Annotated in this window: 13 protein-coding genes; 1 reads left to right on the top strand and 12 read right to left on the bottom strand. The window is 48.7% G+C overall.

Translation table 11 applies throughout. The annotated features are described in order from the left end of the window. Positions 1–31: 31 nt before the first annotated feature. The 8 genes from IEY46_RS32375 to IEY46_RS32340 all read right to left on the bottom strand — a co-directional run bounded on the left by IEY46_RS32375 (position 32) and on the right by IEY46_RS32340 (position 8,934). On the bottom strand, positions 32–4,276 hold the full coding sequence (locus tag IEY46_RS32375) for an RCC1 domain-containing protein (protein ID WP_188999372.1): 4,245 nt from the start codon (positions 4,274–4,276) through the stop codon (positions 32–34). A 335-nt stretch (positions 4,277–4,611) separates the two neighbouring features. Next, positions 4,612–5,022: a VOC family protein gene (locus IEY46_RS32370; RefSeq protein WP_188999369.1), complete on the bottom strand. Its 411-nt coding sequence runs from the start codon at positions 5,020–5,022 to the stop codon at positions 4,612–4,614. Between the two features lie 97 nt (positions 5,023–5,119). Next, complete coding sequence (locus tag IEY46_RS32365) at positions 5,120–5,518, bottom strand: DoxX family protein (protein WP_188999366.1); 399 nt, start codon at positions 5,516–5,518, stop codon at positions 5,120–5,122. A 159-nt stretch (positions 5,519–5,677) separates the two neighbouring features. Next, entirely contained in the window at positions 5,678–6,160 is a 483-nt protein-coding gene (locus IEY46_RS32360) for an SRPBCC family protein (protein WP_229750697.1), read from the bottom strand. A gap of 14 nt (positions 6,161–6,174) precedes the next feature. After that, complete coding sequence (locus tag IEY46_RS32355; RefSeq protein WP_188999362.1) at positions 6,175–6,492, bottom strand: ArsR/SmtB family transcription factor; 318 nt, start codon at positions 6,490–6,492, stop codon at positions 6,175–6,177. A gap of 155 nt (positions 6,493–6,647) precedes the next feature. Continuing rightward, positions 6,648–7,100: a helix-turn-helix domain-containing protein gene (locus tag IEY46_RS32350; RefSeq protein ID WP_188999359.1), complete on the bottom strand. Its 453-nt coding sequence runs from the start codon at positions 7,098–7,100 to the stop codon at positions 6,648–6,650. A 511-nt stretch (positions 7,101–7,611) separates the two neighbouring features. Beyond that, positions 7,612–8,163 carry a cupin domain-containing protein gene (locus IEY46_RS32345; protein WP_188999356.1) on the bottom strand — a complete coding sequence of 184 codons (552 nt, stop codon included), beginning with the start codon at positions 8,161–8,163 and terminating at the stop codon, positions 7,612–7,614. A 45-nt stretch (positions 8,164–8,208) separates the two neighbouring features. Continuing rightward, positions 8,209–8,934 (bottom strand): hypothetical protein, encoded by a 726-nt coding sequence (locus IEY46_RS32340; protein WP_188999353.1) that lies wholly within the window; start codon positions 8,932–8,934, stop codon positions 8,209–8,211. Between the two features lie 171 nt (positions 8,935–9,105). Here IEY46_RS32340 and IEY46_RS32335 point away from each other — a divergent pair, with 171 nt between their 5' ends. Further along, on the top strand, positions 9,106–9,666 hold the full coding sequence (locus tag IEY46_RS32335; protein ID WP_188999351.1) for a TetR/AcrR family transcriptional regulator: 561 nt from the start codon (positions 9,106–9,108) through the stop codon (positions 9,664–9,666). A gap of 442 nt (positions 9,667–10,108) precedes the next feature. Here the strand turns inward: IEY46_RS32335 and IEY46_RS32330 are convergent, their stop codons facing one another. From IEY46_RS32330 to IEY46_RS32315, 4 genes are all read right to left on the bottom strand, one after another. Next, positions 10,109–10,483, bottom strand: a complete 375-nt coding sequence (locus IEY46_RS32330) for a GntR family transcriptional regulator (protein ID WP_188999349.1) — start codon at positions 10,481–10,483, stop codon at positions 10,109–10,111. Next, positions 10,480–11,136, bottom strand: coding sequence for an ABC-2 transporter permease (locus tag IEY46_RS32325; protein ID WP_188999347.1), 657 nt, complete (start codon positions 11,134–11,136; stop codon positions 10,480–10,482). The genes IEY46_RS32330 and IEY46_RS32325 overlap by 4 nt, the downstream gene beginning before the upstream one ends. Further along, on the bottom strand, positions 11,129–11,983 hold the full coding sequence (locus IEY46_RS32320) for an ABC transporter ATP-binding protein (RefSeq protein WP_188999344.1): 855 nt from the start codon (positions 11,981–11,983) through the stop codon (positions 11,129–11,131). Before IEY46_RS32320 ends, IEY46_RS32325 begins: the two co-directional genes overlap by 8 nt. A 214-nt stretch (positions 11,984–12,197) precedes the next feature. Beyond that, the gene (locus IEY46_RS32315) at positions 12,198–14,174 is read right to left on the bottom strand and encodes a tail fiber/spike domain-containing protein (RefSeq protein ID WP_188999341.1); all 1,977 of its coding nucleotides are present in this window, start codon (positions 14,172–14,174) and stop codon (positions 12,198–12,200) included. Between the last annotated feature and the right edge of the window lie 23 nt (positions 14,175–14,197).

The raw sequence follows: 14,197 nt of genomic DNA, 5'->3' as shown, positions 1-14,197 counted from the left end.
TCCGTTCCGGTGAAAGGCAATAAGAACCCGCTTACTGTAATGAATTCCACAAACGGAGGAGGACGACTGCCGCTTCCGCTCTTGTGGCTTGCCCATACGGGATAAATGTATTGCTTTCCCGACCTTCCAACAATCCACGCTGAACAGCAGCATGAATGTATCCTTTGGCCCAATCCGGAATATCCGCATCATCGGCAAACGGAGTTGTCGGTGTGCGATCAATCTCCCACTTCATAGCCCTTGCCATGATGGCAGACATTTCCGACCGGCTCACCGTCTGCTGCGGCCGGAGCGTACCGTCCGGGTATCCCTCCAATATCCCGATCTCCACCGCATGGCTTACCGCATCTTGTGCCCAATCAGGAATCTTATCGGCATCGGTGAAGGAAAGCTTGACCGCTTCCGATCCTGAAGAATTCCCTAGTATGCGCACCATCATAGCCGCAAACTCCACTCGTGTAACCAGCCCTTGCGGACGGAATACCGTCACCGAGTCGCCTTCTACAATGCTCTTGTCTGCCGCCTCGCAAATCGGGAACTCTGCCCAGTGGCCTTTGATGTCACGAAACGCACATGCCCGGCTCGCCGGTGGAACGGATGGACTCTCTTCTTCATTCTGCTCAAGACCTCCATCATCGGATGGAAGACCACTTCCTGGCGTGCCCCCGTTGCCTGGCGAAGGTGAAACAGGCCCATCTATGACTATCCGTTGAATCGTTAACGTATACCTTTTGACAGTTCCATCCTCAGCCTGTACCGTAATTACCAGCACATTAGCTCCGGGCTTTAGATCAACCGCCTGCGTTCCATCGATCGGCTTGTCTGCTAATTGAATAACCGCCTTTGAATCGCCAGCAGTCCATTGCAGTTCTGCCTGCTCAGCATCAGTCTCGACTGTATATGAGGTAATGTCAGGCTTGAAAGCAGGCCATAATGCAAGTTCCTTACCCGAAACATTTACTATTAATGCAGCCAAATCGGCATTATTGGATTTCGGTGGAGGTGGTGCTGCGTTCACGCTAACCACAGCGGATTGGCCTGTCACTTCCACGCCGTTTAGATAGATCGTTACGAGATGATCTTTAACGGCCTGCGTCGCGTTTGATGGAAGAGTTACCGTGGCTTCTGCGCTCGTATCACTAAGAACATTGGCCGCAGCAGCTTCAACTCCGTCTATATGGACCTTAATGGTCTGGCCGCTTAGATTGCTGCCTGTTATTGCAACCCGTGTGCTGCCTCCGCTGCTTGTCAGGCTTGTTGGATCGGCGGAGATTCCCGTAATCTCAGGAACAGCTACGGTAAAGCTTGCACTTGTGGCGTCAAGCGTATTGTGGTTGACGTTCCTGACCACGTTCCCGGCAACCAGCACCTCGTAATCGCCATCTTCGAGCAAGTCGTTAAAGCTTAAGGTAAACGTCCGGGAAAGCTCGTCAAAGCTTGGCGTATAGGCTGCGAATACCCCGCCGTCCTTCTTCATGCTGATCAGCGACAGCGCATTCGCCGGAGTCAATTCTGCTCCGTCTGCGATCCAATACACGGCTTCAGTAACAGAAATGGCAACATCTGCAGGCGGCGCAATAAATCGCTGGCGGTCTGTAAAGCCGCCGAAGGTCACAACCGGCTTGGTCGTGTCATACAGCACGTTCAATATATTGGATTCGGTATTGCCATTTCCGGCCGCATCCGCTGCTGCTCCTGCAGCAACCTTAACGGTCACAACCTGACCGCTGGTTGTCGGGTTAATGGTTGCCGTGTAAGTCGACGAGGTCACTGAAACGAAGTCCGATACCGCTCCATTGCCAATGACCAGGTCATCCTCCGTAAACCCGTTGACGTCCTCGTTAAAGGCGATGGTCACCGGAAAAGCTGCGTTTACCGTACCGCTTGCCGGGCTGGAAACCGCCGCCATAGGCGGGGTGTTATCCAGAACAAAAGCATTCGACACTTTATCGACCACATTGCCCACTTTATCAGTCGCTCGAATGTGCAGGTACCAGTTCCCGTCACCGCTTGTTTGACTTAACGTATCTCCATCACTGAAGGCCGACCAACCGCCCGTCGGAACCGCTGTGCTCCGGGTCCATGCATATTGCAAGGAATCGGCATCGACACCGCTTTGGGTATCGCTCACCGTGACCGCACTGGATGCGGATGCCGCCGCCTCGGCCCGGCCATTGGTGCCAAATTGCACATCGGGGACCGTGGAGTCGATCGCTAACGTAATCGTATAGGTTTTGCCAGGCAGAAAATACGGCTCGACCCGAACCGGGATGTCGATGTCCGACGCTGCCCCCCCAAGATTAATCGTCACGGTATCGCCGCTCATGACCAACTCTTTATTCACATACAACTCCGATTGGGCTCCATTAGGAAGCTTTGCCGTTATCTGGACACTACTCAACGATTGACCGTCATAATAATAGGTGTAGGAGGTGACGGAGGATTGGAAATTTTCCGTGAATTCAGCCCCCTCTTGCAGCGTTAAAGCGCTCAGATTGTTGTTGCCTGGAATGGTCCTTTGGGAATTGTCGTTTCTCCCGAATCCGGCGACAGTACCGTCCGATTTCAGTGCTAGCGTATGAAAGGCCCCCGCGGTGATCGCAACTACTCCGCTTAGTCCTCCCATGTTCAATTGACCATGCGCGTTAGCGCCGAATCCGACGACGGTGCCGTCTGATTTTAGCGCGAGTGAAAAGCTGTATCCGGCAGCGATCGCCACCACGCTGCTTAGTCCCGCAGGCGCGGTGCTTTGACCATCGTAGTTGATTCCCCATCCGACGACGGTTCCATCCGATTTCAGCGCAAGTGAATGCTCCCATCCAGCGGCGATGGCTACCACGTCCGTTAGTCCCGCCGGAGCGGTAGCTTGACCTAAGAAGTCGGCTCCCCACCCGACGACGGTGCCATCCGATAGCAGTGCCAGTGAATGTTCGTCGCCGGCGGCGATCGCCACCACGCCAGTTAGTCCCGCCGGAACGCTGCTTTGACCACTACCGTTTCCACCCCATGCAACAACCGTGCCGTCTGATTTCAACGCAAGCGAATGATAACCCCCAGCGGCAATCGCCGTCACCCCGGTTAGACCAGCCGGAACATTAAGCTGACCATAATTGTTGGATCCCCATGCGACGACAGTGCCGTTCGATTGAAGCGCAAGCGAATGATATCTTCCGGCAGCGAGAGATACCACGCCGGTTAGTCCAGTCGGCACAGACGATGCACCCCCAACACCGTACCCCCATCCGCTGACGGTGCCATCCGACCTCAGTGCGAGAGAATGACCTAAACCTGCAGCAATCCCGTTTCCTTTGATCGGTGAAGAAAGGCCCGCTGCCAGACCCGCCGGAATGGCCGTTTGACCATTATAATTGCTTCCCCATGCGACCACTGCGCCGTCCGCTTGCAACGCGAGTGTATGTATTCCACCCGCGGCAATCGCTACCGCGCCTCTCAGTCCACCCGGAACGATCGTTTGACCCGCATTGTTAAATCCCCATGCGATGACGGCGCCGTCCGATTTTAATGCCAATGAATTATAGCCTCCCGCATCGATCGACACCACACCGGTTAAGCCAGCCGGCACGGTCATGTCACCAGAAGGATTATCTCCCCATGTTACTACGGTGCCGTCCGCTTTCAGCGCGAGTGAATGTTCGCTCCCGGCAGCGATTGCTATCACGCCGGTTAAATCATTCGGAACTGCTGTTTGACCATGCGCGTTTTTCCCCCAAGCGACGACAGAACCATCCAATTTTAACGCGAGCGAATGACGATCCCCTGCGGCGACCGCCACAATTTCGCTCAATCCACCAGGAACGCTGCTTTCACCATTGGAGTCTTCTCCCCATGCGACGACGGTGCCGTCCGCTTTCAATGCAAGCGAATGGTGTTCTCCCGCCGCGATCGACACCACACCGGCTAAGCCATTCGGAATCGTCGTCTGACCGCTAAAGTTGAATCCCCATGCGACGACAGTGCCGTCCGATTTTAACGCGAGTGAATGATTTCCTCCCGCAGCGACCGACATCACGCCGGTCAGTCCATCCGGAACGCTGCTTTGACCATGGGCGTTATTTCCCCATGCGACGACGGTGCCGTCCGAATCTAACGCGAGCGAATGAGAGCCTCCCGCAGCGATTCGTACAAGCTCACGACTGCCAACCTCTTGATGCGCTGCATCTGCTGAGTGGTGACTGAATGGAACTGTTACGCTGAACAACAACACAAACACCAATGCAAGGCGAACCGTCTTTCGCCATTTAATAGATAACAACATATATCCGCTCCCTCATTCCCCTTCATCATTGCGAAACTCCCATTGGAAGCATACCAAATCGCTCTGAAAGAATTATGAAAGAAATTTAGCCCTGCTAAATATTAATCGCAGCAAAGCAAAAAGCTTCCTTATGGAAAAATCAAGGAAACTTGGACAAACGAAAATACAATATCGTATTTTTTCTGGATGCTTTCTCTAGGGCAGGTTCAATCTCTTTCATTCTCTGAATGACCGTGGAATTTGATGGGTTACGCCCCGCGCCAGACCTTAAAACAGCCATAAACCAAAACCAACGCCGCCTGCTCTGCAGACGGCGCTCCGTAAGGACTTGCTTGTTATTCGTTTGCTTTCGGCTCGGTGGTAATCATCCATCTTACGCCGTATTTATCTGTGAGTTCTCCGAAGAACAAGCCAAAAGGCTGCATTTCGATCGGATATTTCACTTTGCCGCCAGCCGCAAGCTTGACAAACGCTTCACTAGCTTCAGACTCCGTTGAGTATGCAATGCTGAGCGAGACGCTGGACCCGTTCGTAAACGGCTCGTCGAATACATCCGCCATAAATATCGAATTTTCTCCGGAAACAACCATACTCAAATGCATGACTTTATCCTTGCTCTCATGCTGGGCTCCCATTGACTGTTCATGTGTCATTAAGGACAAAATCTCACCACCGAGTGTTTGAATGTAGAATTCAGCTTGAGACCTCGCATTCTCAGATATAATGTAAGGTGTTAATTTTCCCATTTTCAATCATCCTTTCAAATTAATTTTTTTGAACAAACTTATTTCATTAAAATTCCGCATGTTGTTGCGTTTCATATGGAGCACACTATCCCATTTATCAATCCTTATTTTGAAATGGAATGAGTTTGCGCACTTTTTCATTCCTTAACCAAATTCCTCCCCAGGTTAAGACAGCAAGATAGAACGGAAACAGGATATAGGCAAATAGCGGGTCATCTATGCGCATATGAGAAGCAATCGCTCCTCCAAAATATCCGGTCAGCACCACTGCCCCTAACATAGATGTGCGAGGAAAGGCGTAAAGAATCGTACAAAGCAGTCCGAGGGTTGCATTCAAAATAATATGATGTTCGGAATATCCAAGTTTTAGTGTTCCTTCCACAACAGATTCAGATTTAATATATTTGTTTATACTGTCAACCATCATAAACAAAATTACAAATCCGCTCATCATTCGTGCTGCCCAAATCCGAATTTTTGAAATTTTGTTTGTCATTATCCTCGCCTCCTTAATCGAAAATAAACTTTTCACAAATACCCGCCCGTAATTCGAAATCAACGATATGACTTGAATGACATTTTCCCATTATCGCTCAGCGCCTTGAATTCCAACATATTCTTGCGTGGAGGAGGGGTATTGCCTTCCTTTACCTCTTTAAAGAGCTTGCCTTTTCGCAAGCAGTTCAGCAAAACGGTCCATCAGCTCAGTGGCTCCCTCCGCCATCCCCGATTGAAGAACAGCTTCACGAGCTTCTACGGACGGGTAAAGGGAGGTTTCCGTAAACATCGTTTTGCCTTCTGGTTCGTCTTCGAACGTTACCGTGACAAGGCCAATCTGACCAGGCATGCCTTCGAACTCAAAGGTATGGATAAGCCGTTCAGGTGAAACAACGTCGTGATAAACCCCATTAAACACGTACTCATTCGCATTGCTGTCACGCTGGATATACCTCCATATCCCTCCCTTCCTCACTTCCATCTTGTCCACCGAGGTCGTGAGCCGACTTGGCCCCCACCACTCCGGTATGGATTCCGGATCGGTCCATGACTTGAAAACAAGCTCGCGGGGCGCATCGAATATTCGGCGAATGATGATCTCCTGTTTTCCGGATTCAGAAATAATCGTTGCTTTGTTCATCGCAATTGCTCCTTTCATTTTCCTTTGAGTTTGTTCAAATACTGATCGAAGCGTTCGTATTGTTCTTCCTTATTACTGAGAAATGTTTGTACCCAGTTGTCCAATTCTGTGAATCGCTCCGTCTTTAATTGAAAGATTCGACGATTGGCGATGGCCTGCACGTTGACCAGCCCGGCTTCCGTAAGTACGCGGAGATGCTTGGAAGATTGAGGCAGCCTGAGTCCCAGTTGCTCGGCAATCTCCCCCATCGATAGCGCACCGTCGTCACGCAGCAGTTCAATGATGTGGATTCGATTCGGTTCGGCTAGTGCGCTCAAAGTCGTTGCATTCATGCCATATCCCCCCCTGTAAAAATTATGCACTCTCCAGAAGATGTTTACAGAATTGAATTTAACATAAAAAGGAACTTTCTTCAATAGGAAATTTCTTTTACAGGAAATTTCGCCTTTCGGAAAGTAATAATGAATATTTAGTTATTCCAAGTCGGTTAGTCCTCTTTATATTTCTCTTTGAGTATACCGGAACCCGCTCCTCCAACGACCATTAGAACTAAAGGTCCAAAATTCCAAAGAAACTTCCCGCCTAACAATGTAATGTCCAGTGGAGTTATCCCGTTCAGAAGGAGAACACCCAGTTTTATCGCCAGCAGAATAACACCGGCTAAAAATAAAACATCGAACGTTAATTTTAATCTTGGATAGGCCAATTTCTTGCTATCTCTTATCACTTTTTTTGTCAGCTCCTCATCGCTTCTTAATAATTCATCAATCGTTAAACCAAAGAGATCGCTAATGTTAATGATGACTTCAATGCTCGGATAGTTTTGGCCGTTCTCCCATTTCGAAACAGACTGACGACTAACAAAAAGCTTAGCCGCCAATTCCTCTTGAGACCATTCCATCTTATTTCTTTCCGCCTTTAACTTCGTTCCAAAAATCATCGTTCAGCAGCACCTTTCCAACCTTTATATGCCATTATTTGCCGACTCCCATGCAAAAGTAAAGACCGCATTGGTTGCAGTGCCCCGCAACCCCCGGTTGCTATCGATATCCCCGTTAGGCAATCTTCATTTTGTATTCCCTACAATATTGATGTTGCGTTGGCAAAGAGCCGTCCTTTTTGAGAACGGCTCTTTGCACGATTTATTTTATGATGCTTCACAAGGAGATTAAGCTTCAATACAAAAAAAGGCTCAGGATTTCTCCCTCGCCTTCAACCTGTTTATTTATACTGAAGCGTACGCCTGTTTTTTTCACTGCTGAATATGTGCTAACGAGCACACCAGATTTATTTATTACATCTTATGCGGGTTCTTATAAAGTATTCAATGAAACAGGGTGCCTTAATGATTAAATCCTTGTTGATGTTTACCGCACCACACGTAGAGCAACAAATTCCCTTCATCTTATCGATTATACAGGCGAGTACTGGCACTCACTTTCAACCGTTCTTTAATCTTCCTTTAGAGCACGTGTCGCTCGATAGCCACAGAGCCTTCCCAGAGGTGCCAGAAGCGCAAAAACGATTTTCTGAATAATGAGCGGAGGCTTGATCAGACGAAATTCTTGACGATACTTTTGCATGATAACCGCGAGTTGTAAGATGTGTGGTACCCCTGCCTTATTCGTTTTGCCTTCTTGAGCGAGCCCCCACATGATCTCAAAGAAGTTATCTGTGTGCAGCGCGGGCCTCGTCTGCCAAAGCAGGTGGGTTTCGGTTTCGCTGCCATTCCACATTGCATGCTCGACACCGGCAGGAATGCAAAAAGTTTCTCCCGCGCAATAGATATACTCCCGACCATTCAAACGTACAGTAATGTTGCCGGACAGGACTTCGAAGCGTTCCTCCTGTTGAGGATGAAGGTGCGCGGGTGGCGCTACCGAGGTTGGTTGATAGTAAGCCTCAACCTCTACCAACTCGCCATTAGTATCTTTTGCCGTTCTACGGAAAACAATGCGTTGGTTCCTGATCGGGTCAATCAATTCTTCACCTGAATGTGCCACATCTCTCTACTCTCCTTTTATATATTTCCAAACAACATTCCTGGGTCAATCAAATTGAACTTGCTCTACCGACTCAGTTGCTGGGCGATTTAAGAGCTGTGAACGCCATTTCTGGCTTCTTAACATACTCAATGCGACCCAGATGCATCCAAGAGCAACCAGGAGTCCATGCGCCACTCTGATTGTTTGGGATCCGTAAAACTGCGGAAGATAGAGCGCAAATCCCAGAGCAAATGGAAAACCACTCCATCGCGACATCGTGCCTGATCGCCATACCGCAATCGCAACCAGGATGGGACCAACTGCAAGCAGAAGGAGCCCCACTGCGAACATAACGACTGCTGGCTCCGAAAAACGGACTGCATCTGCTAAAGTCAGCAGCGTAACGCTCTGCTGCTTAACAGCCTCCTGTCCGATCGCATACAACCCAAAGGTCTCTGCACCATAGTAGGGGAGCGTGAATCCGACTCCGATCCAGGTTAAGATAAGCGCTAGAGATGTGAGACCTCCAGCGGTTGTTTTTTGGAATATACTTTGCAGACCCAACAGGCCCAAAGCGAGCAAGATGAAAGCCACTATAGCCAGTACATGTGCCAGAACCCAAGCAGTGGAAGCGAAAGCTTCAGCGCCTTGCAAGGATGATTCGTCGGAGAATGGTCGAAGTACCGGGTAGAGTATAAACAGAAATCCAGATACGATAAGAGACAGAGCTTCAAGGCGGGCACGAGATGAAAAGACTGTTTTCTCTTTGGATGCAGATGTTGTTGCCATAGAATGTTCCTCCTAATTTGGGTCAATATGGTCACGTTCCACGATCAAAACTAACAGTGTACGCCTTAAAAGAATAACATCAAAAAAACGGAAATGTCAATACGAACAATGTTCGTCAATTCATATAAATATGGATTGAAAAAGGATCCAGTAAGGAGTACACTGTTAAGTATGGTATATAAAAAGAAGATCGATCAGGATATGCTGGTAAAGAGTGCGTTTGAGCTATTGGAGCGGGAGGGTGCCGAGGCACTTTCTATGCGTCGGCTGGCTACGCTGTTAGATGTACGCGCCTCCTCACTCTATAATCATTTTCATGAGAAGTCGGCATTACTTAGTGCTGTCGCAGAAAAAGGGCTGTTTCTCCTGGCAGCAGAATTAGAGCGGGTGTCTGCCTTAGCAAAATCAGACCCGCGTCGCCAGATCTACGCAATGGGTATGACCTATCGCGAGTGGGCACTTCAACATCCTCAACTCTATCGGCTCCTTTTCACGAATACGCCGCCGATTGAGGATACCTCGTCTTCATCGCCCATCGCAGCTTTTGCTCCTATACTAACTGCGACGGGGAAACTGGTCGGACAATCTCAGGCTGCATCTGCGACACAGGCCGTCTGGGCTTTTGTGCATGGCTATGTGTTACTCGAATTAACGGGGCACTTGCAGCAATGTATTCCGGTTGAAGGCTTTCAGCTTGGACTGTCATGCTTTGTACAAGGACTGGGTCGGTAACGTTCTTCATCTTCTTGTTTCGAAAGGAATTGTTTGCTGGTACGACATATTCTGGTTTTGTAACTGACACCACCCGGAGCTTAACTCTGGCAAGTATAAGGGCATGTAAAAAGGCACCGCAATCGGTGCCTCAGATTGTCGAGAAACCCCCGTCTTTTTAAGACGCAAGGGTTTCTCTTCATTTTGTAGAGAGGATCAGTAAAAATGGAAGGGGACTTTACCCGAATTACCTCCTTTCTAGCTGGAGGGCAATCTTCTTCATGTTCTGTACGGTTGCAGTCCTGAGCGCTTGCTCGGTCGCATTTCAGAAGTATCCAGAAAAAGCATAGAATGAAAATCGTTGAACAGGCTCAATCCGACAAGACCAGTTCCACACCCAAAATCAATCGCATTCTTACTTTTAGCATCAACTAAATATTCACGAATGGCATCAGATGACGTCCTACTTTCCTTTATAAACTGTTTTCAGCAGTTCAATAACTTCATCCAGGGTGAGGCCAAAGGATTTGTAGTATGATGTGTCGCTTTCCATTTGCTTCAAGATCATTTCATTGCGTATTCGCAGCATCTCATCCGGCGAGAATTCGGCTACAAAACACCCTTTGCCTGTAATTGTATTGATCAAACCGCTTCGTTCGAGTTCTTCCCAAGCCTTCTTTACGGTGATGACACTGACACGAAGCTCCAGGGCAGCTTGTCGTATGGGCGGTAAACAATAGCCGCTTTCGAGATCCCCTTTCAGAATTTGGGCGCTGATCTGTTCGTAAAGCTGTTGATAAATCGGTTTCTCAGATGTATTCGAGATCGATACGTTCATAGGATTTCAACTTTTAGGAACCGTTTGACCGCAATTCGATAAGCAATCATGGTGATTGCAATAAATATCACGATTCCTGCGATCAGAATGGATATTTGAAGCGCCGTATTGTCAACTCCGCTGCCATTGAAAGTGTCAGAGATAACAGAGTTCTGGGTTCCGATCCATTGAGCAACGCCGGCAAAAAGCATAGTGGCCGTAATGGATGCGGTCGTCGCCCCGCCATACTTATACGCTGTCTTGTAATACATGGATATAAAGATCATGTTGAAGAGCGCGAGCATAACAAAACATAGTCCCCAAAAACCCATATGCGGTGCGAAGAAATAGTAGGTTAGATGCGGATATAAGCGAAGCGTGATCATGCCATAGATCATGGCAATTACAAGATGCAATATTTCCAGGATGACAATAACGGTTACCCTTGCTTTCACGATATCTTTCCTGGATACGGGCATCATCGTGGTAAACATCAAATCGTTCTGAGTTCTAAATCCGGCAAACATGTTCGGTATCGTGATCCAACAAAAATACAGCGGGACGAGAAAATACAGCCAACCGGGAATAAGCATTAAGGCACCTATTACGAAAGGAAAGACGAAGAACATCGGATTTACTCCTAATTTCAAATCCTTCATCACCAAGTTATACATGCATGTCCTCCTTTTTTGCGAAATAAATCATGATTTCCTCGAGACTCGGCGTAGCGGCTCTAACATCGGAAGAGGGATCGAAGTCTCTGGAATGGATCAATCCCGTAAAACCGAATGAATTAATTTTGTAGGAAATCAACTGTTCCTTCACTTGGTGTAACTGGCTCTCGCTGCCACTAAGTAGACGATAGGACTCCATAAATTCGTTTTTCTCCGAACTTGCGATGATTTGTCCGTTTTCGATGAAGGTAATAAAATCCGCGCATTTTTCCAAGTCGGATGTAATGTGAGTAGAGAAAAGAATGCTGATTTCACCATCGACTACGAGCTCTTGAAAAATATCCAACAGATCATCTCTTGCCACCGGATCGAGTCCGCTTGTCGGTTCATCAAGGACGAGAAGCTTCGCGCCATGGGACAGGGCCAGGGCCAGGCTGTACTTTACTTTCATTCCTGTCGACAGTTCGGCAATTTTTTTGTTTTCATCCAATTTGAATCTTCTCAGATAATTATGATAGGTTTCATCATCCCAATTCTTGTAGAACTTCTTAATGATACCGGTCAACGTTTTCATCTTGCTGCGAGTATAGAAATCGATGCCGCCGAATGCGCATCCAATTTCTTGCTTCAATTCGATTTCCTGTTCGGCGATATTCTTGCCCAATATGCGTACCTCGCCGCTATCGATATGAATCATTTTCAGGATCGATTTTATCGTGGTTGTTTTTCCTGCGCCATTGGCACCGATAAAACCCATAATATAACCCTTTTCCAGTTGAAACGATACGTCTCTTAACTGAAAATTTGGGTATGTCTTATTTAAATTTCGAATGTCTAATGCCAGCATACCATACCTCCTCATCAAATTGTGTATGTTGTGTATGCACAATGTACCACGAGGGGTTTACCAAGTCAACTGATTTAGCTCCAAAAAGTCCGAACAATCATAAAAAAAAGCCGCTTACAAAGCACTAAAACGTGCCTACTAAGCAGCGAGAAGACGTTATTTGACCTAGCCATCGTCATTATTAGCTAATATCTAGCAAATAGCGGCTCTGATGTTATCTCGTACCGAAAGTCACGCCGCCGATCGAAGAGATGACAAAAGTGAAGTTTCCCATAACCGTTCCGCCGCCTCCCGTTTTCGATTTCGGATATACCTGCAAGGAGCCCGAGCTGGACGTCCCCCAAGTAAAAGCGGGCGTGCCGTCAACGATCGCCGATTCCTCGCTAAACGAAACTGTTTTGACTTCCGCCACAGTTGCTGAAGCTCGGCGATAGAGCAAATGGTAGACGGCGACCTTGGAGCCGTCCGCATTATAGGCTTGAACGAATATTTCGGCTCCGGTAGGGGTATTGCCCGATATTGTCGATAGATCTGTGGGGCCGATTATGGTCGTTCCCATGTTCTCGGGCACAACGGCTGTCACGGTTACGGAAGCAACCGCAGCCCTGTTTCCAAGCTTTTTCATGTTTGTTCGAAGGGCAGTGGATGCGTTGAAATCCTTCAATTTGCTCGAAACGCTCCCCGCATTGATGAATAATCCATCGGATTGGCATTCTCCATATGCCGCAACGCCGCCTGAAATGAATACGCCGTAATGATTGATCGAAGACAGATCGGTAGTGCCGAAGTAAGACGGACTTGCGTTCGATCCGATTCTTGCATCTATCGCGCCTTGGGCCGATCCCATATGAATCATGCCCGAAGGGGATGAAATTTCGATGCCGTGCAGCGACGGCTTTTCGAATTTAATCGCGCCGTCTGCAATGCTGGCTGAAAGGAACTTGCTGCTGTTCGCAATCTTCAAAGCGCTTGCCGGCCTGTTTTGCCCGGTCAAGCCGATAAGCGTAGAACCGCCGATCGCCAATTGGCCAACCTCGCTGATGTATACGGCCTCTTCCCCCCCTTCGAACATTGTGTTCGTTCCTCCGATGTTCAACCATTCGGCATCCTGGACCCGCAGATGATTTTTGGAGGTTGGCATATTGCGCCCGAAGTGAGTGTAATTATCGGCGTACACCAGACCGTCTATTTGTTCGATATAGGTCCCGTAATCGCGCAAAAACCAGCCTCTGCTGTTTTGTATTTTAATGTCATTAAACGCATATAAATCCCCGCCTTGCTTGACCAGCTTCACCATGGATCCAACATCAAGCGCGTTAAGATTATCGATCGTGATAAGCCCCACGGTATGTCTGCCCGTATCCGTGAAGGACTCACCCTTGATCGCCGTATCGACCAGCCTTGCCCGAATATTCAGAAAGTCGATGAACCTGCCTTTTCGGACCACGAAGCCGTGATCGCCGCCTGCGGCGGAAGCGATCACCCCTATGCCGTCTATCCGCGCCCACAGATCGCCATTGGCGGCTCCTCCGATGATAAACTTAAGATCTTTGAACCAGCCGCTGCCGCAAATATCGCATGGGGTATCGATAATCAGTTCGGCGTCGCCGAAGTCAAGGAGGCCGGATATGCTGAGCGTCATTCCGTTATTATAGCACTCGCGTATCGCGTTGATGAGCGTCACCGTGTCATTTACGGAGTCGGCGGATAACCCGAATTCTCTCGCATCGACGAGAGTTCTTTTTTGAATTCGATCGAAAGTCCCTTGCACCGTTTCGGAGCCGTATCCGATAGCACCGGCGCCAGAGCTGGATGCAAGCGCATGTTTCAGCCCGATCTGATAAACGGCAACCCATGCGGTCGAGCTTATGCCTCCGTCGCCTGCCGGATCGTCGGCCCCCGTTGTATGGGGCAGCGCTCCGGCCCAGCGATACCCGGTCGTCACCTCATTGTCATCGTGTTCCAGAATTTCGCTTTCCGACGTCAGCTTCATGCCTAGCCGGAATTTTCCCAACCGTTTCATGACGGCTGACGATTGCTGCAGCTTCCGTAATTCATTATCGTCCCCATGCTCACCCGTCATACTTTCCGCACCGTAAACTATCTTACCGCCCAGCATCACGGCCGCCCCGGCCATCCCGAGAGAAGTTAGCATTTCCCGGCGGCTCAACACGCGCTTGTTTTCGTTCATCAAGGTTACCTCCCCAAAATCGG

Origin of the sequence: Paenibacillus nasutitermitis, from assembly GCF_014641075.1 — a bacterium.
Lineage (GTDB): Bacteria > Bacillota > Bacilli > Paenibacillales > Paenibacillaceae > Paenibacillus_Z > Paenibacillus_Z nasutitermitis.
This window is presented reverse-complemented; position numbering and strand designations above follow the sequence as displayed.

Excerpts from the sequence above, each read along its gene's own strand:
- IEY46_RS32375 (WP_188999372.1), bottom strand. The coding sequence starts at position 4,276 with ATGTTGTTATCTATTAAATGGCGAAAGACGGTTCGCCTTGCATTGGTG.
- IEY46_RS32370 (WP_188999369.1), bottom strand. The coding sequence starts at position 5,022 with ATGGGAAAATTAACACCTTACATTATATCTGAGAATGCGAGGTCTCAA.
- IEY46_RS32365 (WP_188999366.1), bottom strand. The coding sequence starts at position 5,518 with ATGACAAACAAAATTTCAAAAATTCGGATTTGGGCAGCACGAATGATG.
- IEY46_RS32360 (WP_229750697.1), bottom strand. The coding sequence starts at position 6,160 with ATGAACAAAGCAACGATTATTTCTGAATCCGGAAAACAGGAGATCATC.
- IEY46_RS32355 (WP_188999362.1), bottom strand. The coding sequence starts at position 6,492 with ATGAATGCAACGACTTTGAGCGCACTAGCCGAACCGAATCGAATCCAC.
- IEY46_RS32350 (WP_188999359.1), bottom strand. The coding sequence starts at position 7,100 with ATGATTTTTGGAACGAAGTTAAAGGCGGAAAGAAATAAGATGGAATGG.
- IEY46_RS32340 (WP_188999353.1), bottom strand. The coding sequence starts at position 8,934 with ATGGCAACAACATCTGCATCCAAAGAGAAAACAGTCTTTTCATCTCGT.
- IEY46_RS32335 (WP_188999351.1), top strand. The coding sequence starts at position 9,106 with ATGGTATATAAAAAGAAGATCGATCAGGATATGCTGGTAAAGAGTGCG.
- IEY46_RS32330 (WP_188999349.1), bottom strand. The coding sequence starts at position 10,483 with ATGAACGTATCGATCTCGAATACATCTGAGAAACCGATTTATCAACAG.
- IEY46_RS32325 (WP_188999347.1), bottom strand. The coding sequence starts at position 11,136 with ATGTATAACTTGGTGATGAAGGATTTGAAATTAGGAGTAAATCCGATG.
- IEY46_RS32320 (WP_188999344.1), bottom strand. The coding sequence starts at position 11,983 with ATGCTGGCATTAGACATTCGAAATTTAAATAAGACATACCCAAATTTT.
- IEY46_RS32315 (WP_188999341.1), bottom strand. The coding sequence starts at position 14,174 with ATGAACGAAAACAAGCGCGTGTTGAGCCGCCGGGAAATGCTAACTTCT.